The 19273-nt window shown below is 68.3% G+C and carries 21 protein-coding genes; 11 read left to right on the top strand and 10 right to left on the bottom strand.

Features of this window, described 5'->3' with window-relative positions; translation table 11 throughout:
• Positions 1-131: 131 nt before the first annotated feature.
• Entirely contained in the window at positions 132-623 is a 492-nt protein-coding gene (locus ACFXN1_RS27870; RefSeq protein ID WP_379441869.1) for a SixA phosphatase family protein, read from the top strand.
• Positions 624-649: 26 nt separating this feature from the next.
• On the opposite strand, the gene ACFXN1_RS27865 is transcribed toward ACFXN1_RS27870, so the two are convergent.
• Positions 650-853, bottom strand: coding sequence for a hypothetical protein (locus ACFXN1_RS27865; RefSeq protein ID WP_354836509.1), 204 nt, complete (start codon positions 851-853; stop codon positions 650-652).
• A gap of 150 nt (positions 854-1003) precedes the next feature.
• Between ACFXN1_RS27865 and ACFXN1_RS27860 the strand changes: the two genes are divergently transcribed.
• Complete coding sequence (locus ACFXN1_RS27860; protein ID WP_379399486.1) at positions 1004-1495, top strand: MerR family transcriptional regulator; 492 nt, start codon at positions 1004-1006, stop codon at positions 1493-1495.
• An 18-nt stretch (positions 1496-1513) separates the two neighbouring features.
• Here ACFXN1_RS27860 and ACFXN1_RS27855 read toward each other — a convergent pair whose 3' ends face one another.
• Together ACFXN1_RS27855 and ribA are read right to left on the bottom strand one after the other, a co-directional pair.
• On the bottom strand, positions 1514-2317 hold the full coding sequence (locus tag ACFXN1_RS27855; RefSeq protein ID WP_379399487.1) for a dioxygenase: 804 nt from the start codon (positions 2315-2317) through the stop codon (positions 1514-1516).
• A 67-nt stretch (positions 2318-2384) separates the two neighbouring features.
• Positions 2385-3020, bottom strand: a complete 636-nt coding sequence (gene ribA, locus ACFXN1_RS27850) for a GTP cyclohydrolase II (protein ID WP_379441871.1) — start codon at positions 3018-3020, stop codon at positions 2385-2387.
• A 114-nt stretch (positions 3021-3134) separates the two neighbouring features.
• Between ribA and ACFXN1_RS27845 the strand changes: the two genes are divergently transcribed.
• The gene (locus ACFXN1_RS27845; RefSeq protein WP_379441992.1) at positions 3135-3596 is read left to right on the top strand and encodes a MarR family winged helix-turn-helix transcriptional regulator; all 462 of its coding nucleotides are present in this window, start codon (positions 3135-3137) and stop codon (positions 3594-3596) included.
• A 16-nt stretch (positions 3597-3612) separates the two neighbouring features.
• Here the strand turns inward: ACFXN1_RS27845 and ACFXN1_RS27840 are convergent, their stop codons facing one another.
• Positions 3613-4011 (bottom strand): MerR family transcriptional regulator, encoded by a 399-nt coding sequence (locus tag ACFXN1_RS27840; RefSeq protein WP_379441993.1) that lies wholly within the window; start codon positions 4009-4011, stop codon positions 3613-3615.
• 45 nt (positions 4012-4056) lie between these two features.
• Here ACFXN1_RS27840 and ACFXN1_RS27835 point away from each other — a divergent pair, with 45 nt between their 5' ends.
• The 4 genes from ACFXN1_RS27835 to ACFXN1_RS27820 all read left to right on the top strand — a co-directional run bounded on the left by ACFXN1_RS27835 (position 4057) and on the right by ACFXN1_RS27820 (position 6759).
• Positions 4057-4845 carry an alpha/beta fold hydrolase gene (locus ACFXN1_RS27835; RefSeq protein ID WP_379441995.1) on the top strand — a complete coding sequence of 263 codons (789 nt, stop codon included), beginning with the start codon at positions 4057-4059 and terminating at the stop codon, positions 4843-4845.
• Between the two features lie 107 nt (positions 4846-4952).
• A complete protein-coding gene (locus ACFXN1_RS27830; protein ID WP_379389289.1) occupies positions 4953-5435 on the top strand; it encodes a carboxymuconolactone decarboxylase family protein in 483 nt (160 codons plus the stop codon).
• Positions 5436-5438: 3 nt separating this feature from the next.
• Positions 5439-5753, top strand: a complete 315-nt coding sequence (locus tag ACFXN1_RS27825; RefSeq protein WP_354836525.1) for a GNAT family N-acetyltransferase — start codon at positions 5439-5441, stop codon at positions 5751-5753.
• 16 nt (positions 5754-5769) lie between these two features.
• Positions 5770-6759, top strand: a complete 990-nt coding sequence (locus ACFXN1_RS27820; protein ID WP_379441996.1) for a pirin family protein — start codon at positions 5770-5772, stop codon at positions 6757-6759.
• Between the two features lie 54 nt (positions 6760-6813).
• Here the strand turns inward: ACFXN1_RS27820 and ACFXN1_RS27815 are convergent, their stop codons facing one another.
• Positions 6814-7653, bottom strand: a complete 840-nt coding sequence (locus tag ACFXN1_RS27815) for a helix-turn-helix transcriptional regulator (protein WP_379441997.1) — start codon at positions 7651-7653, stop codon at positions 6814-6816.
• Between the two features lie 165 nt (positions 7654-7818).
• On the opposite strand from ACFXN1_RS27815, the gene ACFXN1_RS27810 reads away from it, so the two are divergent.
• Positions 7819-8826, top strand: coding sequence for an aldo/keto reductase (locus tag ACFXN1_RS27810; RefSeq protein ID WP_379399495.1), 1008 nt, complete (start codon positions 7819-7821; stop codon positions 8824-8826).
• Between the two features lie 21 nt (positions 8827-8847).
• Here ACFXN1_RS27810 and ACFXN1_RS27805 read toward each other — a convergent pair whose 3' ends face one another.
• Complete coding sequence (locus tag ACFXN1_RS27805) at positions 8848-9339, bottom strand: PaaI family thioesterase (protein ID WP_379441999.1); 492 nt, start codon at positions 9337-9339, stop codon at positions 8848-8850.
• 112 nt (positions 9340-9451) lie between these two features.
• Positions 9452-10957: a malate dehydrogenase (quinone) gene (mqo, locus tag ACFXN1_RS27800; RefSeq protein WP_379442000.1), complete on the bottom strand. Its 1506-nt coding sequence runs from the start codon at positions 10955-10957 to the stop codon at positions 9452-9454.
• A gap of 254 nt (positions 10958-11211) precedes the next feature.
• Between mqo and ACFXN1_RS27795 the strand changes: the two genes are divergently transcribed.
• A complete protein-coding gene (locus ACFXN1_RS27795; protein ID WP_379442002.1) occupies positions 11212-12093 on the top strand; it encodes an LLM class flavin-dependent oxidoreductase in 882 nt (293 codons plus the stop codon).
• Positions 12094-12106: 13 nt separating this feature from the next.
• On the opposite strand, the gene ACFXN1_RS27790 is transcribed toward ACFXN1_RS27795, so the two are convergent.
• Complete coding sequence (locus ACFXN1_RS27790; protein ID WP_379442003.1) at positions 12107-12643, bottom strand: CGNR zinc finger domain-containing protein; 537 nt, start codon at positions 12641-12643, stop codon at positions 12107-12109.
• 39 nt (positions 12644-12682) lie between these two features.
• Here ACFXN1_RS27790 and ACFXN1_RS27785 point away from each other — a divergent pair, with 39 nt between their 5' ends.
• Positions 12683-13651 carry a DMT family transporter gene (locus ACFXN1_RS27785; RefSeq protein WP_379442004.1) on the top strand — a complete coding sequence of 323 codons (969 nt, stop codon included), beginning with the start codon at positions 12683-12685 and terminating at the stop codon, positions 13649-13651.
• A gap of 129 nt (positions 13652-13780) precedes the next feature.
• A complete protein-coding gene (locus ACFXN1_RS27780; RefSeq protein WP_379399501.1) occupies positions 13781-14476 on the top strand; it encodes a hypothetical protein in 696 nt (231 codons plus the stop codon).
• A gap of 83 nt (positions 14477-14559) precedes the next feature.
• Here the strand turns inward: ACFXN1_RS27780 and ACFXN1_RS27775 are convergent, their stop codons facing one another.
• The gene (locus ACFXN1_RS27775) at positions 14560-15030 is read right to left on the bottom strand and encodes a hypothetical protein (protein ID WP_379442006.1); all 471 of its coding nucleotides are present in this window, start codon (positions 15028-15030) and stop codon (positions 14560-14562) included.
• 135 nt (positions 15031-15165) lie between these two features.
• Positions 15166-19119 carry a DNA-directed RNA polymerase subunit beta' gene (locus ACFXN1_RS27770; protein ID WP_379399503.1) on the bottom strand — a complete coding sequence of 1318 codons (3954 nt, stop codon included), beginning with the start codon at positions 19117-19119 and terminating at the stop codon, positions 15166-15168.
• Positions 19120-19273 lie beyond the last annotated feature (154 nt).

Genomic DNA, 19273 nt, shown 5'->3' with positions numbered 1-19273 from the left:
GGTGTCGGCACTGCGATGTGTCGCCACCTTCAGTGTGCCTCGAGTGTGAGCACTGTCTCACGTCGGCACCGGCGTGCACCGCTGTGAGACCGGTCTCCCGGGCGCACTCGAGGCCCCCTACCGTAATGCCTATGGTGCGGACTCTCATCCTGATGCGGCACGGCAAATCCGGATACCCCGAGGGCGTGCAGGACCACGAGCGACCCCTGGCCCCGCGCGGGCGGCGCGAGGCGGCACTGGCGGGTGACTGGCTGCGCGCCACCCAGCCGGAGATCGACGCCGTCCTCTGTTCCACTTCGACGCGAACGCGGGAGACCTTGGCGGCCACCGGCATCACCGCGCCGGTGACGTTCGAGAGCTCGATCTACGAGGCGTCCCCGCACATCATCATCGAGATACTGCAACTCACCGACGATGCCGTGGAAACCCTGCTGGTCATCGGCCACTCCCCCGGAATGCCCTGGACGGCCTGGGAATTGGCGGCCAACCGGCATTCGGGCCCGGCCGAGGAGATGAGCGCGAAATTCCCCACCTCGGCGCTGGCGGTCATCGAGTTCGACCGCCCATGGGCAGCCGCCGACCCGGGCACGGGTGAACTGGTGCGATTCCACGTGCCGCGATAGGCCCGGCGACCTCGGAAGGGCCGGGCTCAGCCGAGTAGCTTGCCCTTCCACACCACGACACCACCGAAGATCAGCAGGAGCAGCAGCGCCGGCCAGAAGCCGAGCAGCCACCACACCACGCCCAGCACCGCCACCACGGGCAGCGCGGCAATGGCCGTGATCACCGGTTGTTCCTTGGCCGTCTCCAGGGCCGAGCGGGCCCTGATCCGATCCACGTCTTTTCCAGCCATGACCCCAGAGTAGGCGCGAAACGGGCCGGTCGAGCCGCACATCGAAACTTCGCGCACCCACGCCCTCGACGTCGTACGCCCGTAGGCTTGCTTGGAGTGCACTCCAACCCACTAACGTCGTGGATGGTTCGGCAGGAAGGGGCGAGACCGATGAGCGCAGCACCGGTACAACAGCGCAATCCGGCACCGCAGGACACCGTGGAGCGCGAACGGCCGCGATATTCGATCGGCGAGGTCTCCGATCGCTGCGGCCTGACCCGGGACACCCTGCGCTGGTACGAGCGCATCGGCCTGATGGACTACGTGGGCCGCGACCACTCCGGCCAGCGCCGGTTCAGCGACCGGGATCTGGACTGGCTGGGGTTCATCGGGAAACTGCGGCGCACGGGCATGTCGGTAGCCGACATGGTCAAGTACGCGGAGCTGGTGCGGGCCGGGGAGCACACCTATCCGGAGCGGCTCGAGATGTTCCGGCGGACCCGCGCCGAAGTCCTCGCCCAGATCGAGGAACTGCAGTCCACCCTGGTGGTCCTCGACTACAAGATCGAGCTCTACGGCGGCGGGCAGACGTGTGATCCGCCGGTCGGGTCGTACGGCGCTGCCCGGGTCGGGCCGAACGACGCTGCCCGCCAGGGGAACTGAGCGCAGGCTCCGCCCGGATCAGCCGATCTGGATGGAGCGTTTGGCCATTCCGTACCAGAAGCCGTCGATGGCGGTGTGCTGCGTGGCCAGTTCGTCCGCGCCCGCGCCGAGGGTCACGAACAGCGGCGCGAAATGCTCGGTGCGCGGGTGGGCGCGGCGAGCGTCGGGGGCGGCGTGCTCGAAGTCCAGCAGGGCGTCGATGTCACCGGCGGCCAGTGCCTCGTCGCCCCAGTGATCGAATTCCCGGGACCAGCCGGGCGCGAAGTCGGCCGGCATGGAGAAGTTCGCCTCGCGCAGGTTGTGCGTGAAGAAGCCGCTGCCGAGGATGAGGACGCCCTCGTCGCGCAGTGGGGCGAGACGGCGGCCCAGGTCGTAGAGGCCGACCGGGTCGAGGGTCGGCAGGGACAGCTGCAGGACCGGGATGTCGGCATCGGGGTACATCTCGACGAGCGGCACGTACGCGCCGTGGTCGAGGCCGCGGGTCGGCGCCTCGTGCACCGGCCGGCCCGGACTGCCCAGCAGCGCACGGACTTTCGCGGCCAGGTCCGGAGCGCCGGGGGCGGCGTAGCGGACCCGGTAGTAGTGCTCGGGGAAGCCCCAGAAGTCGTAGAGCAGCGGCACTGTGGTGGTCGCGCCGAGGGTGACGGGCGCGTCCTCCCAGTGCGCGGAGACCACCAGAATGGCGGTGGGCCTGGGCAGTTCGGCCGACCAGGCGGCGAGCTGGCCGGGCCAGATCGGGTCGTCGGCCAGGGGCGGTGCGCCGTGGCTCAGGTAGAGCACCGGCATGCGGTCCGTCCGCTCGTGAGTCACGGCCTGGGACATGGGATTTCCTCTCGATCTCAGCCACGGAGCTGGATGGTCGGCTCAGCCACGGAACTCGATGGTCGGCTCAGCCGACGAGCCGGATGGTGTGCCCGGTGTGCTCGGCCTTGGCGCGCAGGTAGCGCAGGTTGTCGGGGGTGGCGTGGACGCCGGTGGGGACGGTGTCGCGCACCGTCACGCCGAGCGTGGTCAGCTGGCGGACCTTGTCGGGATTGTTGGTGAGCAGGTCGAGTTCGCCGACGCCGAGGGCGGTCAGCATCTGGGCGGCCGCGGTGTAGTCGCGGGCGTCCTCGTCGAAGCCGAGTTCGGTATTGGCCTGGTAGGTGTCCAGGCCCGAGTCCTGCAGCGCGTAGGCATCGAGCTTGTTGTAGAGGCCGATGTCGCGGCCCTCCTGGCGCAGGTAGAGCAGGATGCCGCCGGTGCCGGAGATGAGCTCGACGGCCTCGCGCAGCTGCGGTCCGCAGTCGCAGCGGGCGGAGCCGAAGACGTCGCCGGTGAGGCATTCGGAGTGCAGCCGCACCAGCGGCGTGGCCGGCCCGTCCGGGCCGAGGTCGGTTTCACCGAGGACGAGGGCGACGTGCTCGCGGCCGTCGGCGAGGCCGTCGAAGGTGACCGCCTGCGCGGTCGTCGAGTAGCCGTCGGCGAAGGTCAGCGGAATCCGCACGCGGGTGCGGACGCTTGCGCCGACGAAGGTGCTGCTCATGAGGATTCTCCTGAGGCCAGGGACCAATTCTTTGAATGGGGCACAGTGTTCAAATTTGAACCGCAAGGGCCCGGAGGTTATTCCAACCCGAACAACCGGCTGTAACCTGGGCAGATGAGTCCACGCTGGCTGAACGAGGAGGAACGGGCGGCCTGGCTGGCCTTCCTGAGCGCCTCCAGCCTGCTGGAACGCCGACTCGGCAGACAGCTCGAGCGGGACTCCGGACTCTCCCACCTGCAATACGAGATCCTGGTCCGCCTCGCCGCCGCCCCCGACGGCGAACTGCGCATGACCGAACTGGCCTCGACCCTGCTCAACTCCAAGAGCAAGCTCACCTACCAGGTCGACCAGCTGGAGAAGGCGGGCCTGGTGACCCGCCGCAACTGCCGCACCGATCTACGCGCGGTCTACGCCCGCCTCACCGACGGCGGACGCAAGCGCCTCGAACAGGCCGCCCCGGGCCACGTCGAGACGGTGCGTGAATTCTTCGTGGACGCCTTCACTCCGGAGCAATTGGCCGCTGTGGCAGCGGGTTTCACCGAGGTCAACCGCCGCCTCCGGGAAGAAACCGCCTGATCGTTCCGAGTCGGGCTCAGGACGCCTCGGCCACACCGGGATTCGGGTCGTAGGGCGCGGCCAGGACCGCGTCGTGTTGCCGGGCCAGCAGCATACGGCGCTGGGCCAGCTCGGCGATCTGGTCGTCGAGGCGATCCAGGCCGTCGCTCACCACCTGCCGGGAGTGATCGCAGTGCTGGAAGCCGGATTCGGTGGCGCAGGGCAGCAGTTCCCGGATATCGCGGGTGGGCAGTCCGGCGTCGAGAAGTTCGCGGATGCGGGCGACCCGATCCGGGGCGGTGGCGGGGTAGCTGCGGTAGCCGTTCGAATCCCGGTGCGGGACAAGCAGTCCCTGCTCCTCGTAGTAGCGCAGCAGCCGGGCGGGCACCCCGGTGGCCCGGGACAGTTCGCCGATCAGCACTGTGACCTCCCGCACATCGCGTTGACCTTCACACCCATGTGAATCCCTAACGTCGCCGCCATGACGAACATTTCTCCCGAAAGCCCGGTCCTCACCACCCAGGTCTCCGGTTCCGGCCCCGCCATCGTGCTGGCCCACGGCGGAGGCGGCGGCATCGACGCCAACTTCGGCGGCTTGATCCCCTTGCTCGCCACCGATCACCTGGTCATCGGGTCCGATTACCCGGCCGACGACACTCCGCTCGCCCTGGACTCGCTCGCCGACGCCCTGATCGCCGAGGCGGTGGCTCGCGGGGCCGAGACCTTGTCGATCGTCGCCTTCTCCCTCGGCACCGCGGTGGCGATCCGGGCGGCGGTGCGGCATCCGGAGCGGGTGCGCGGGCTGGTGCTCACCGGCGGCTTCGCCAGGCCCGACAATCGGTCGCGACTGAACATCCAACTGTGGCAGCGCGCCCTGGCGGCCGGGGACCGCGCATCCTTCGCACGGTTCGCCCTGCTCGCCGGGTTCAGCGCGGACTTCGTGAATGCCCTTCCCGAAGAGCAGCTTTCGGAGATCCTGGCGCAGACCGCGGCGAACATCCCGGGCGGCACGGCCGCGCAGGCGGCGCTGATCGAGCACACGGACGTGCGCGCCGACCTGCCGCAGGTGGCGGTGCCGACGCTGGTCATCGGGCTCGCCGGCGACCTGCTCTGCGATCCGGCCAACGCCCGCGAACAGGCCGCCGGGATTCCGGGGGCCGAGTACACCGAGCTCCCGGGCGGGCACGTCGTCATGGTGGAGCAGCCCGATGCCTGGCACGCGGCCGTGCTCGACTTCTTCGCCCGGCAGCGGGCGGCTGCGGCACGCTGAGTTCACGCGGAAGACCCCGGTGAGTTCACCCGGAAGACCTCGGTCTGAAACACCAATTTTCAGACCAGAAGGCACGGTTCACATTCTCGGCTTACGATGCAGCCACTATGCAGTCGCCTGTAACTCACGACCGGGTGTGGATCGACAAGCAGACGCCCGAGGTCTTCCGCGAACTCAACAGCGTCGCGTTCGCCGTGCGGAACGCCGCCGCGGCCGCCGATCTGGACCGCGCGGTCATGGAATTGGTGAATGTCCGCGTTTCCCAGCTCACCGGTTGCCCGTTCTGCCTGGACCTGCATTCCCGGTACGCCCGCGAAGCCGGTGTCACCCAGCAGCAATTGGATGTCCTGACCGCCTGGCACCGCAGTCCGTACCTGTTCACAGAACTGCAGCAGGCCGCACTCTCGGTGGCCGAGACGGTCACTTCATTGCCGGATGAGGAGACCATGCAGCGTGAGTATGCTGCTGCGCGGCAACATTTATCGGATGACCAGATGTCCGTTCTCATCTGGGCTGCGACCACTATCGGCGCGTTCAATCGCGTGTCGATTATGAGCAGACATCCGGTGCGGGTGCGGAAGGAGAACTGAACAATGAGCGAACAGGCCGTGACGGCCGCAGTCGTTCGTAACGACGCGCAACACCGGTACGAGGTGTGGTACGGGAATTCGCTCGCCGGGTTCAGCGAGTACCGCGAGCGCGACGACAACGACACCACCTTCATTCATACCGAGGTGGATCAGGAATTCAGCGGCAAGGGCCTGGCGAATCTGCTCGCGCAGGAGGCGATCAAGGATGTGATCGCCCGCGGCCGCGTCATCGTGGCACGCTGCCCGTTCATCAAGGGCTGGTTGGACAAGCACCCGGAATACGACGAATACGTGGTGGGCAAGGGCATCAAGAGGTGAGCAGGGAGGAGCGGGCATGAGTGATCTGGAGCCGCGGCCGGAAGAGGCGCTGTGCGAATCGTCCGGGCGCCCCGGGCCACGCGCCGAGTTCTTCCCGGCCCGCGAGGTGCCGCTGGGTGGCGTGCGCGGGGTGACCGTCTTCCGCTCGCTGCCGCAGCGGGACCTGCCGACGGTCGGCGCATGGTGCTTCCTGGACCATTTCGACGGTGGCTCGCCCGCCAACCCGGAGGGGCACGACATCGACCCGCATCCGCATATCGGATTGCAGACGGTCACGTGGCCGCTGGACGGGCGGATCCGTCACCGCGACAGTGTGGGCTCGGATGTGGAGATCGCACCCGGGCAGCTGAACCTCATGACCTCCGGACGCGGCATCGCGCACTCGGAATATCGAGTGCCGGGCCACATCTCGGGTCATGGACTCCAGCTGTGGGTGGCACTGCCGGACGAATCCCGGTATATCGCACCGCATTTCGAGCAGCATCGGGACCTGCCCGAGTTCACGCTGCCGGGGCTGCACGGCGTCGTCCTGATGGGCTCGCTCGGCGGGGCCACCTCCCCGGCGCGGGCCTACACCCCGATCGTCGGCGCCGATCTGCGGCTCGAGGCGGGCGCGGCGGTGACGCTGCCGCTGAATCCGGACTTCGAGCACGCGGTGCTGGTGATCACGGGCGGGCTCCGCGTCGACGACACCGACGTCGCGCCCGGCAGCCTGTTCTACCTGGGCAGCGACCGGGAGTCCCTCCGGCTGCACGAATCCACGGGCGGCGCGCATCTGCTGCTGCTCGGTGGTGAACCGTTCGGCGAGGATCTGGTCATGTGGTGGAACTTCGTGGCCCGCAGCCACGAGGAGATCGAACAGGCCCGCAACGACTGGGAGAAGCACGATGTCGGCCGCTTCGCCGATATCGCCGGGCACACGCCGGACCAGCGGATCCCGGCGCCGCCGCTGCCGGGGCTGCATCTGAAGCCGCGCAAGCGCCGCTGCGGCGTGCCGCACGAGTGACAAGGTCGGCCCCGAACCGCACTGGTTCGGGGCCGATTTCGTTGCGGCCGGCAGTCAGCGGCTGGTCATCGACTGAGTTCCGATGACCCGCAACAGATCCAGCTTCTCCTGGGTGTCGGTGCCGGGCGCGGGGTAGTAGATCAGCACGTGCCGGGTGGCGCTGGGGGTGAGCAGCGGTTCGCAGATCAGCTCCAGCACACCGACTTCCGGGTGGACCATGCGCTTGATGTGGCCGGTTCCGGTACCCACCTCGTGCTCGTTCCACAGCCGCTCGAACTCCGGGCTGGCGGCCCGCAACCGGGCCACCAGCTCGGTCACGTCGGCGTCGCCGGCGCGGCGGGCGGAGACCGCGCGCAGATCGGCGACATGCTTGTGGCTCATGGCTTCCCAGTCCTCCGCCGGGAAGATGGCGCGGGAGCCCGGTTCGGTGAACCAGCGCCACGGGATGCATCGTTCCAGCCCGCGCCGCTGCGAGTAGTCCCCGGACAGCAGGGTGTGCATGCGGTTCTGCACCAGCACCTCACCCAGGTCCGAGATGACCACAGCCGGGGTGTCGTCCAGCTTCGAGAGCAGGTGCAGCAGGCCCGGTCCCACGTGGCTGTCGCCGCCGCGCGCGGGGGCCTGGTGGCCGGACAGGTGGTAGACGTGGTCGCGCTCGCTGTCGGTCAGTCGCAGCGCCCGCGCCAGCGACGCCAGCACCTGCACGGACGGGCGCGGGCCGCGCGCCTGCTCCAGCCGGGTGTAGTAGTCGGTCGACATGCCCGCGAGCATGGCGACCTCGTCGCGGCGCAGGCCGGGGGTGCGGCGGCGCGCGCCCGGCGGCAACCCGACGGTGGCGGGTTGCAGCTGCTCACGGCGGCGGCGCAGGAAGTCGGCCAGCTCGGTTCGATCCACCTCACCACTGTCCCCCGTCCCGGGCCCGCTAGCCAGGTACCGGCGATCCCAGTCTGCGCCGCGCGAATTCCTCGCCAGCCGTCCACCGGTGGTAACCAGGGATCGCCGATCCCTGGATGAACGCTCCTCTCCCGGACCCCGCCGCGGAGGCGCAGTGTTATCGGCATGACCACGAACCTCAGCACCGTTCAGCTCGGCAAGACCGGGCCCGCCGTCTCCCGCCCGGCCCTCGGGGCCATGGGTATGTCCGGCATGTACGGCACGGCCGACGACGCCGTCTCGATCGCCACCGTGCACGCCGCCCTCGACTCGGGCGCGAACCTCATCGACACCGGCGACTTCTACGGCATGGGCCACAACGAACTGCTCATCCGGCAGGCGCTGGCCGACCGTAAGCGCGAGGACATCCTGCTCAGCGTGAAGTACGGCGCGCTGCGCGGACCCGACAACAGCTTCGGCGGCGTCGACACCCGGCCCGCGGCCACCAAGAACTTCCTCGCCTACTCCCTGCAGCGACTGGGCACCGACTACGTCGACATCTACCGGCCCGCCCGGCTGGACCCGAACATTCCGATCGAGGAGACCATCGGCGGCCTGGCGGAGCTGGTGCAGGCCGGCTACATCCGCCACATCGGCCTGTCCGAGGTGGGCGCGGAGACGCTGCGCCGCGCGGCGGCCGTGCACCCGATCGTGGACCTGCAGATCGAATACTCCCTGGTCTCGCGCGGCATCGAGGCCGAAATCCTGCCCGTCGCACGGGAACTCGGCATCGGCATCACCGCGTACGGGGTGCTCTCCCGCGGCCTGCTGAGCGATTCGCTGCGGCCCGGGCAGCAGTTCGCACCCTCCGATTTCCGGGCGCACAGCCCGCGTTTCCAGGGCGAGAACCTCGACGCCAACCTGCGCCTGGTCGACGCGCTGGCGAAGATCGCGGCCGAACACCAGGTGAGCGTGGCCCAGCTGGCCATTGCCTGGGTGCTGTCGCGGGGCACGGACATCGTGCCGCTGATCGGCGCGCGGCGTCCTGAGCGCTGGGCGGAAGCCGTTGCGGCGGTGGACATTCGGCTGTCCGAGGCCGAGCTGGCCACCATCGAGGCGGCCGTGCCCGCCGACCAGGTGGCGGGCGGCCGCTACGCGCCCGCGCAGATGGCCATGCTCGACAGCGAGCGCTGAGTCACCTCGCCGGAGCCGGAATCACTTCCGGCGCGGCCGGATCACCGCGGTGAAGGCGGCGCGGGCCACGGGTTTGCCGGTGACGTCGGCGATCGTCACCGGCACCTCGAGCTCGATCTCGGTGCCGGATTCGATGTTCGCGCGGGTCTCGGCGATGGTCTCCGGCGCCAGCTCGGCAGTGGCGCTGAACGGGCCCGCCTCGCCCTTGGCGCGGGCCAGGTATTCGATGCGGCCGTCGCGGGCGACGATGAAGGTGTCGCCGAGCAGGTCCACGATGCCGGAGATGGACGCGCCCATGGCGGCCGTCTCGGCCAGGCCGAACAGCAGGGCGGCGTGGATATCGCCATTGTGGTTGAAGTGCTCGGGGCGCGCGGCCATGCGGACCACATTGCGGCCCGGGGCGTAGTGCACGCCCTCGATACCGGTGAACTGGATGAAGCCGAGCTTCTGGAAGCCCGCCATCACCATCTCACCCATGGCGGCGTTCGCCTCGTCCTTGGTAGCGCTGTCCATCGCCTCTCCTGCCCGGCCAGAAATTGAAACCTGTTCCAATTTCATACCGGGCCGGGCGCGGCTTTGTCCACGGCAGCTTCCTGCCACGGATCCACGGCAGCTGCCCGCCGGATCAGCCCACCACCCGGCCGGCCAGCCCCAGCGCCTCCGCGGTCCGGGCCATGGTCTGGCGCGCCAGCCGGGGATCCTTGGCCAGGCTCTGCCCCAGTGTCGGCATGAGCTCGCGCAACCGCGGCTCCCAGAGCCGGGAGTAGCGCGGGAAGCAGCGCTCCAGCACCTCCAGCAGGATCACCGGGGCGGTCGACGCACCCGGTGTCGCGCCCAGCACCGCGGCGATCGAACCATCCTGCGCGGCAACGACTTCCGTCCCGAACTCCAGCACCCCGCCCTGCTCCGGATCCGGCTTCACCAGCTGGGCGCGCTGACCCGCGGTGATCAGGGTCCAGTCCTCGGCGCGCGCCTCGGGGACGAATTCCTGCAGGGCGGCGAGCCTCCTCTTGCGGGTCGAGGCCAGCTGCGCCACCAGCAGCCGCATCAGCTCGGGATTCGACTTCAGCATGGCCGCGATCGCACCCGCATTGCCCGGCCGCACCGACCCCGCGGCGTCGAAGAGCGAACCCCGTTTCAGGAAACGCGGATTCGCCCCCGCGTACGGACCGAACAGCAGCGCGCGATCGCCGTTCACCACCCGGGTATCCAAGTGCGGCATGGCAATCGACGGCGCACCCGAGGGCGCGCTGCCGTAGACCTTCCCGTCGTGCTCGGCCACCACGGCGGGATTGTCGCAGCGCAGGAATCGACCACTGACCGGCAGCAGACTGTAACCGCGCACTTCCGGAACACCGGCTCGCTGCAGGATTTTCAGCGCCCAGCCGCCCGCGCCCGCGAATACGAAGCGGGCGTCCACCTTTCGCGTGAGGCGGTCGTTGTCGGTGCGCCAGTCGACCCGCAACTGCCAGGTGCCGTCATTGTTGCGGCGCAGTCCGCGCACCTCGCAATTGCGGTGGATCTCGACATCCTGCCAGCGCAGCCAATGGAACAGCTGGCCGGTCAGTTCGCCGAAATCCACATCGCTACCGGTGATATCGCGGGTCGCGGCGATCGGCTCGGAGGCGTCACGGCCCCGGGTGATCAGCGGGGCCCAATCGGCAATGACCTCCGGGTCGTCGCTGAATCGCATATTCGCGAAAAGGTGGTGCGCGGACATGGTTTCGTGGCGGCGGCGCAGGAAATCCACTTCCCGCTGCCCGCGCGCCAGCGTCAGGTGCGGGACCGGATTGATGAAGGTCTCCGGCTTGCGCAGCACCCCGGATTCCACCAGCGACGCCCACAGCTGCCGGGTGAGCTGGAACTGCTCATTGAGCTCCAGCGCCGGCTCGATATCGATACTGCCGTCGGGATTCTCGGTGGTGTAATCGAGTTCGCACAGTCCGGCATGGCCGGTGCCCGAATTGTTCCAGGCCGCCGACGCTTCGGAGCCCACCTCGGGCAATCGCTCGTACACGCCGATGGTCCAGCTGGGTTCCAGATGCTTGATCAGCATCGCGAGCGTCGCGCTCATGATGCCGCCGCCGATCAGCACGACATCGTAGGGCCGCAGCGGCAGTTGTGTTCTCATCGTCATTACCTGGAAAACCCCGATTGAACTCGTACAGCGTACGGGCACGCTAGCACCATCCACCGGCCCGCCAGGGCGGCGCAGCCACACTATCGCCGAACCCCGCCCCGCGCACCCGGAGCTACCGGCCGGGTTGCGACATTGTTCGAAAGCGTCCTATATTGGCCACAATCCAAGAGATGCTCTCCAGAAGTTGTGCCGCAGAATGAGAGCATCCGCCTCCGGAGAGGCGCGGAGTGGGCGGCAGTGCAGTTGTGCCCACTCATCTCTCCATGGAGGTCATCCCCATGCACATCGGTCTCGGACTTCCCATTTCCGATCCCCACGCCCTGCTCGACTGGGCGCGCCGCGCCGACGCCGGCCCCTTCTCCACCCTCGGCCTGCTCGATCGGCTGGTCTACGACAATCCCGAACCGATGGTCACCCTCGGGGTGCTCGCCGGCGCGACCAGCCGCGTCAAGCTGCAGACCGAGGTCCTCATCGCACCCCTGCGCGATCCCGCACTGCTCGCCAAACAGGCCGCCACCCTGGATGTGCTGTCCGGCGGGCGCTTCGTGCTCGGGCTCGGCGTGGGCGGGCGCGCCGACGACCACGAGGCCTCCGGCACCGACCTGCACACTCGCGGCCGCCGCCTCGATCAACAGATCGGCCTCATGCACGACCTCTGGGCGGGCAAACCGTTCAGTTCCACCTGCGGGCCCATCGGCCCCGCACCGAGCTCGCTCCCCGGCCCGGAACTGCTCTTCGGCGGCTTCCAGCCCGCGGCGCTGGAACGCGTCGGCCGCTGGGGCGGCGGCTTCCTCGCGGCCGCCGCGCCCTCCTGGGCGGGCGGGCTCTTCGACACCGTCCGCCGCTCCTGGCGCGACCACGGCCGCGCCGGCGCGCCCCGCATCGTGGCCCAGGTCAATGTCGCGCTCGGCCCGGCCGCCGTGCTCGACGACGCCCGCGCGTCCATGGGCGCGTACTACGAATTCTCCGGCCGCGCCGACTTCATGGTCGACGGCATGCTGACCACGCCCGGCGAAATCCGCGACGCCATCCGGCAATTCGGCGATCTCGGGGCGGACGAGGTGATGCTGTACTGCTACGGCCGCGACGCCGATCAGGTGGATCGGCTCGCCGACGTGATCAGCTGATCGTCCCGCGGGCTCAGCCGACCATCTTGCGAGCCCGGTAGGCCGCGACCGCATTGCGGTTGGTGCAGGCCGTGGAGCAGTAGCGGCGGGAACGGTTGCGGGACAGGTCCAGCACGATGCCCGCGCAGGTCTCGTCGGCGCAGATGGCCAGCCGGGACAGCTCGTCGGCGCGGATCAGGTCGATCATGGCCATGGCGGTCTCGACGGCCATGCGGACATCCAGTGGAGCCTCGGGCGGCACCGCGTGGATGTGGTAGTCGAGGCCGTCGTGGCGGACCAGCCGCGGCACCGCGCGATGCTCGGCCAGGATGGCATTCACCAGGTCGACCGCGGTGTCGCGGTCGGCGGTGAGCAAGCGGCGCAGCGGGGCGCGCTGGGCGCGGACGGCCGTCAGCTCCGCCCGGGTGCGGGCATGGACGCCGGTGTAGCCGTGCTTGACGAAAAACTCGTCCAGCTGGGCGATCTCGGTCAGGGTGTCCGGGTCCTCGGCCGAGTTCACCAGTTCCACCGCCGCCGCCATGGCCGCCACAGTGTCATCAGCGAAAATCACTTTGACAGATTACACCGGGGCCGCTTAGCGTCATTTGTCATGGCGACTTTGACTCATGACAGGGCGGCGGTGTCGCAGCGGCTGCGCTCCGGACTGCTCTGCGCCGCACTGTCGGCGTCCGCATTCGGGCTCTCCGGCCCGCTGGCCCGCGGGCTCATCGACGCCGGCTGGAGTCCGGCCGCCGTGGTCATCGTGCGGGTGCTGCTCGGCGCGCTGGTGCTGCTGCCTGTGGCCGCGCGGCAGCTGCGCGGCGACTGGAACCTGCTGCGCCGCAATGCCGCCCTGCTCGCGGGCTACGGTCTGCTGGCCGTCGCCACCGCGCAGCTGGCCTACTTCAATGCCGTCGCGCACATGGATGTCGCGGTGGCACTGCTCATCGAATACACCGCACCCATCGCGGTGGTGGTGTGGCTGTGGCTGCGGCACAGCCAGAAGCCCGGTCGCGCAACCGTTCTCGGCGCGATCATCGGCGTGACCGGCTTGATCCTGGTGCTCGACCTGAACTCCGGGACGGCCACCAGCTGGGCCGGCATCACCTGGGCGCTGGGCGCGATGGTCGGCGCGGCAGCGTATTTCATCCTGTCGGCGCACGCCGGGGATCAGGTACCCGGCACCGTGCTGGCCACCGGCGGACTGCTGGTCGGCGGGCTCGGCATTCTGGCGGCCGGGCTGATCGGCATCGTGCCGCTGCACGCCACCACGGCGTCCGTAGCGTTCCAGGGCTTCACGGTGGACTGGTGGGCGCCGCTGCTCGCGCTCGGCGTGATCACCGCCGCCGTCTCGTACGTGACCGGCATTGCCGCCACCCGGCTGCTCGGCTCCCGGCTGGCGTCCTTCGCGGCGCTCGGCGAGGTGCTGGCCGCCATTCTGTTCTCCTGGGCGCTGCTCGGTCAGGCGCCGGCGCCGATCCAATTGCTCGGTGGCGCATTGATTCTCATCGGCGTGGTGGTGGTCCGGCTGGGCGAGCCCGCGGACGACCCACTCGCGACCGGCACGCCCCACTCCTGACACCGGCGCTGACCTGCCGATTCCATGTGTCGATTGCCCTTGTGCGCCACAACCCTTCACATCTCGAGTTGATAACGGTAGTTTGTCGCAAATGTCGGGGAACCAGTCCGCAACTCGAGGAAAACCACGATGGCTATAACCAAATACATTGCGCCCGCCCTGCTTTGCCTGACCGCGACCACGGTCGCGGGCACCGCAACCGCCGAACCGGCGCAGGCTCCGGAGCAACCCGCCCTGCAGATCAAGGGCACCGATCACAACATCGGCTATGACGTGGCCCTCACCGCCGACCATCGCGCCGCCGTCAGCACCCTGCAGGCCGGGCACTTCCTCGCCACCTGGGACGGCGACGCCGTCATCGTGACCAACGACGACGGCGTCCTGGTCTCCACGGTCCCCCTGAAGTACGACATCGACGGCAAGACAGCCGAATTCACCCCGACGATCGACCAGGACAACCGCCGGCTGACCCTCACCCCCATCGCGGAATCCGACACCCCGGTCCGCGAGGTCGACGCCCAGCAGCACTTCTTCGACGTCGTCCAGGCCAACCTCCCCGCCGTAGCCACCGGCGCGGCCATCGGCGCCACCATCGGCTTCATCGCGGGCTTCCCCGTCGGCCTGTTCGTCCTCGACTTCATCACCGCTCCCCTGCTCGCCGTGGTCGGCGGCGTGGTCGGCGGCGCCATCGGGCTCCAGATGTCCGGCGGCCAGCAGGCCACCGACGCGGCCCTCAGCTACGTCGACACCCTCGCCCCCGGCACCGGCAACCTCTTCCGCCCGGTCTTCGCCGCCCTCCCCGCCGCCCCCCAACCGGCGAACTGACCCGCCCCGCAGCACAATTCGGCCCGCGCTCCTCGTCAGAGCGCGGGCCGTTCGCATTCCCGATTCACTCGAGCATTCCCGATTCACTCGAGGAAGATCATCGAGTCCACGGGCATGCTGCTGTCCCAGTGGTACCACCACACGTTCATCTCACCGGCGAGGTTGAACCGGAAGGTGTGCCCGCTGCCGGGCCCGTCGGTGATCGTCCACAACGCATTGGGCTGGGCGATCACCGTGCTGAAACTGCCGTCGGCCCAGGCGAATTGGCCCATGGACGGCGCGTCGAGACTGTTGAACGGCAATTCGGCGCTGAAATGCCCCGCCACGATGCCGGGCAGCAACGGACTGGAGCACCCCCACAGATCCGCCTCGCGCCGCACGCTCTGGCCGGCGCTGCCGGTACCGGGAATCCTGGTGCCGCTGAGCACTCCACCGTGCTGACAGCCGCCCAGCCCGCCGCCCGGATCGGCCGCGGCCTGCGGCGCCCACAGGGACAGCACCGCCACCCCGAAGACCGCCGCGAAGACGCCATGACGAACACGACCAACGGACATGTCAGCTCCTCCACCGGGGGATGGGACAAATCGCCGCAACCAGCATAAACCCGCGATACGCACCCGGACGTGAAAAGAGTTCGGCCCCCGCTCCGATCGGAGCGGGGGCCGAATTCCATTGACTGCCTACAAGGCTCAGCGGTAGTCGCTGAAGCCGTAGTCGTCCAGCGGGACCGCGGCACCGGTGGAGGTGCCGAAGCCGTCCGGGCTGTAGTAGCTCTCGTCGTAGGACGGGACAGCGTACGCGGCCTGGCGGGCCTCTTCGGTGGGCTGAACCTGGATGTTGCGGTACCGGTTGATGCCGGTACCGGCCGGGATCAGCTTACCGATGATCACGTTCTCCTTCAGGCCGATCAGCTTGTCGGAGCGGCAGTTGATCGCGGCGTCCGTGAGCACGCGGGTGGTCTCCTGGAAGGAGGCCGCCGACAGCCACGAATCGGTCGCGAGCGACGCCTTGGTGATACCCATCAGCACCGGGCGACCCGAGGCGGGCTCGCCACCCTCCGCGACCACGCGGCGGTTGGCGGACTCGAACTCGGCGCGCTCCACCAGCGAACCCGGGAGGAACTCGGTCGCACCCGAATCGATGATGGTGACGCGGCGCAGCATCTGGCGGACGATCACCTCGATGTGCTTGTCGTGGATGGACACACCCTGCGAGCGGTACACCTCCTGGACCTCGTGGACCAGGTGGACCTGCACCTGACGCGGACCCATCACGCGCAGCACCTCGTGCGGATCGGCCGAGCCCTCGAGCAGCTGCTGACCGACCTCGACGTGGTCACCGTCGGCCAGGAGACGCTCGGAGCCGTCCTCGTGCTTGAACACCCGCAGACGCTGACGCTTCGACAGCTTGTCGTACAGGACCTCGTCCGACCCGTCGTCCGGGATGATCGTGATCTTGTAGAAGCGGTCGTCGTCCTCGAGCCGCACGCGACCCGACACCTCGGCAATGGGGGCCTTGCCCTTGGGCACACGAGCCTCGAAGAGCTCCTGCACTCGGGGCAGACCACCCGTGATGTCGTCACCCGCGACACCACCCTGGTGGAAGGTACGCATGGTCAGCTGGGTACCGGGCTCACCGATGGACTGGGCGGCGACGATACCGACGGCCTCACCGATGTCCACCAGCTTGCCGGTCGCCATCGAGCGGCCGTAGCAGGTGGCACACACGCCGGTGCCGGTCGTGCAGGTCAGCACGGAGCGGACCTTCACCTCGGTGATGCCGGCCTCGAGCAGCGCCTCCAGGGCGGGATCGCCCAGGTCGTGGCCCTTCTCGACGACGACATTGCCGTTCGCGTCCACCGCGTCGGTGGCCAGCGTACGAGCGTAGGTGCTGGTCTCCACGTGGGCGTCCCGGATGAGCGAGCCGTCGGCCTGCTTCTCCGCGATCGGCACCACGATGCCGCGCTCGGTGCCACAGTCGGTCTCGCGCACGATGACGTCCTGCGACACGTCCACCAGACGACGGGTCAGGTAACCCGAGTCGGCGGTACGAAGCGCGGTGTCGGCCAGACCCTTTCGCGCACCGTGGGTGTTGATGAAGTACTCCAGAACCGTCAGGCCCTCACGGAAGGAGGACTTGATCGGCCGCGGGATGAACTCACCCTTCGGGTTGGTAACCAGACCCTTCATACCGGCGAGGGTACGAGTCTGGGTGAAGTTACCGGTCGCGCCCGAGTCGACGATCGTGATGATCGGGTTGTCGGCCGGGTAGTGCGCGCGCAGCGCCTTACCGACCTCTTCGGTCGCTTCCTGCCAGATCTTGACCAGGGCGTTGTTGCGCTCCTGGTGATCGAGCGCACCACGCTGGTACTTCTTCTCGATCTGATCCGACTGCGCCTCGTAGCGCTCCATGATCTCCGCCTTCTCCGGCGGAACGAGCACGTCCGACATGGAGACGGTGACACCGGAGCGGGTGGCCCAGTAGAAGCCGGAGTCCTTCAGCTTGTCGACGGTCTGCGCCACGACGATCATCGGGTAGCGCTCGGCGAGATCGTTGATGATCGCCGCCTGACGCTTCTTCGGCATCGGCTCGTCGATGAACGCGTAGTCCGCCGGGAGCAGGTCGTTGAAGATGACGCGGCCCAGCGTGGTCTTGGTGATCCACGCGTCGCCCCGCCGCCAGCCGTCCGGGAACAGCTCGGCCTCGACGTCCTTCGGCGGACGCTGCTCGGTCAGACGAATCTTGATCAGCGAACGCACGGTCAGCTCACCGCGGTCGACGGCCATCTGCGCCTCGGCGGGCGAGGAGTAGACGCCGAACTCGGCCTCGTCCTTGGTGGCCGCGCGGTACTCGCCCTTCGCGCCCTCTTCCAGGCGAGTCAGGTAGTACAGACCGGTCACCATGTCCAGACGCGGCATGGCGAGCGGACGACCCGACGCCGGCGACAGGATGTTGTTCGAGGACAGCATCAGGATGCGGGCCTCGGCCTGCGCCTCCGCCGACAGCGGCAGGTGCACGGCCATCTGGTCACCGTCGAAGTCGGCGTTGAACGCCTCACACACCAGCGGGTGCAGCTGGATGGCCTTACCTTCGACCAGCAGCGGCTCGAAGGCCTGGATACCCAGGCGGTGCAGGGTGGGCGCACGGTTCAGCAGCACCGGGTGCTCGGAGATGACCTCTTCGAGGACATCCCACACCTGGGGACGCTGACGCTCGACCATCCGCTTGGCGGACTTGATGTTCTGCGCGTGGTTCAGGTCGACCAGACGCTTCATGACGAACGGCTTGAACAGCTCGAGCGCCATCAGCTTGGGCAGACCACACTGGTGCAGCTTCAGCTGCGGACCGACGACGATGACCGAACGGCCGGAGTAGTCGACACGCTTACCGAGCAGGTTCTGACGGAAACGACCCTGCTTGCCCTTGAGCAGATCGCTCAGCGACTTCAGCGGGCGGTTACCCGGACCGGTGACCGGACGGCCACGACGGCCGTTGTCGAACAGCGCGTCCACCGACTCCTGAAGCATGCGCTTCTCGTTGTTGACGATGATCTCGGGCGCACCCAGATCGATCAGTCGCTTCAGCCGGTTGTTGCGGTTGATGACGCGGCGGTACAGGTCGTTCAGGTCGGAGGTCGCGAAGCGGCCACCGTCCAGCTGCACCATCGGGCGCAGCTCCGGCGGGATCACCGGCACGGCGTCGAGGACCATGCCCATCGGCGAGTTGCCGTTGGTCTGGAACGCGGCCACGACCTTCAGACGCTTCAGCGCGCGCAGCTTCTTCTGGCCCTTGCCCGTGCGAATGGTCTCGCGCAGGTTCTCGGCCTCGGCGGCGATGTCGAAGGTCTCCATGAGCTTCTGGATCGCCTCGGCACCCATGGCACCGGTGAAGTACTCGCCGTAGCGGTCCTGCAGCTCGCGGTAGATCACCTCGTCGATGATCAGCTGCTTCTTGGCCAGCTTGGTGAAGGTGGTCCAGATCTCGTCGAGCCGGTCCAGCTCACGCTGGGAGCGGTCGCGCAGCTGACGCATCTCGCGCTCGCCGCCGTCCTTGACCTTGCGGCGGACGTCGGACTTGGCGCCCTCGGCCTCCAGCTCGGCCAGGTCGGCCTCCAGCTTCTGGGCGCGGGCCTCGAGGTCGGCGTCGCGCTGATCGGCGACCGACTTCTTCTCGACCTCCATCTCCGCCTCGAGCGTGGACAGCTCGTTGTGGCGCAGCTCGTCGTCGACCGAGGTGATCACGTACGCGGCGAAGTAGATGATCTTTTCCAGATCCTTCGGCGCGAGGTCGAGCAGGTAGCCCAGGCGCGACGGCACACCCTTGAAGTACCAGATGTGGGTGACCGGGGCGGCCAGCTCGATGTGGCCCATGCGCTCACGACGCACCTTGGCACGAGTCACCTCGACACCACAGCGCTCACAGATGATGCCCTTGAAGCGGACACGCTTGTACTTACCGCAGTAGCACTCCCAGTCCCGGGTGGGACCGAAGATCTTCTCGCAGAAGAGGCCGTCCTTCTCCGGCTTCAGCGTGCGGTAGTTGATGGTCTCCGGCTTCTTGACCTCGCCGAAAGACCAGTTGCGAATGTCTTCGGCGGTCGCCAGGCCGATCCGGAGTTCATCGAAGAAGTTGACGTCTAGCACGTAACTTCCTTTCCCCTGTTCGGGTTGAGAATGAGCAAAAGTTCAAATCCGTTGCCCTGGGGGGACTTTCGGGGGTCCCAGAGAGTTTGCTGACTTAGCCCAGGCTTCTAGCCGCACAGCCGCTGTTGGGGGGCGGGTTTGGGCACAGCTTGCC

The sequence above is a fragment of the Nocardia sp. NPDC059154 genome (genome assembly GCF_042755705.1).
Lineage (GTDB): Bacteria > Actinomycetota > Actinomycetes > Mycobacteriales > Mycobacteriaceae > Nocardia.
This window is presented reverse-complemented; position numbering and strand designations above follow the sequence as displayed.

What these genes read in the sequence shown, in the direction of transcription:
- ACFXN1_RS27780 (WP_379399501.1), top strand. Translation starts at nt 13,781, where the DNA reads ATGGCTATAACCAAATACATTGCGCCCGCCCTGCTTTGCCTGACCGCG.
- ACFXN1_RS27820 (WP_379441996.1), top strand. Translation starts at nt 5,770, where the DNA reads ATGAGTGATCTGGAGCCGCGGCCGGAAGAGGCGCTGTGCGAATCGTCC.
- ACFXN1_RS27845 (WP_379441992.1), top strand. Translation starts at nt 3,135, where the DNA reads ATGAGTCCACGCTGGCTGAACGAGGAGGAACGGGCGGCCTGGCTGGCC.
- ribA (WP_379441871.1), bottom strand. Translation starts at nt 3,020, where the DNA reads ATGAGCAGCACCTTCGTCGGCGCAAGCGTCCGCACCCGCGTGCGGATT.
- ACFXN1_RS27830 (WP_379389289.1), top strand. Translation starts at nt 4,953, where the DNA reads ATGCAGTCGCCTGTAACTCACGACCGGGTGTGGATCGACAAGCAGACG.
- ACFXN1_RS27835 (WP_379441995.1), top strand. Translation starts at nt 4,057, where the DNA reads ATGACGAACATTTCTCCCGAAAGCCCGGTCCTCACCACCCAGGTCTCC.
- ACFXN1_RS27870 (WP_379441869.1), top strand. Translation starts at nt 132, where the DNA reads ATGGTGCGGACTCTCATCCTGATGCGGCACGGCAAATCCGGATACCCC.
- ACFXN1_RS27855 (WP_379399487.1), bottom strand. Translation starts at nt 2,317, where the DNA reads ATGTCCCAGGCCGTGACTCACGAGCGGACGGACCGCATGCCGGTGCTC.
- ACFXN1_RS27810 (WP_379399495.1), top strand. Translation starts at nt 7,819, where the DNA reads ATGACCACGAACCTCAGCACCGTTCAGCTCGGCAAGACCGGGCCCGCC.
- ACFXN1_RS27805 (WP_379441999.1), bottom strand. Translation starts at nt 9,339, where the DNA reads ATGGACAGCGCTACCAAGGACGAGGCGAACGCCGCCATGGGTGAGATG.
- ACFXN1_RS27775 (WP_379442006.1), bottom strand. Translation starts at nt 15,030, where the DNA reads ATGTCCGTTGGTCGTGTTCGTCATGGCGTCTTCGCGGCGGTCTTCGGG.
- ACFXN1_RS27860 (WP_379399486.1), top strand. Translation starts at nt 1,004, where the DNA reads ATGAGCGCAGCACCGGTACAACAGCGCAATCCGGCACCGCAGGACACC.
- mqo (WP_379442000.1), bottom strand. Translation starts at nt 10,957, where the DNA reads ATGAGAACACAACTGCCGCTGCGGCCCTACGATGTCGTGCTGATCGGC.
- ACFXN1_RS27825 (WP_354836525.1), top strand. Translation starts at nt 5,439, where the DNA reads ATGAGCGAACAGGCCGTGACGGCCGCAGTCGTTCGTAACGACGCGCAA.
- ACFXN1_RS27865 (WP_354836509.1), bottom strand. Translation starts at nt 853, where the DNA reads ATGGCTGGAAAAGACGTGGATCGGATCAGGGCCCGCTCGGCCCTGGAG.
- ACFXN1_RS27785 (WP_379442004.1), top strand. Translation starts at nt 12,683, where the DNA reads ATGGCGACTTTGACTCATGACAGGGCGGCGGTGTCGCAGCGGCTGCGC.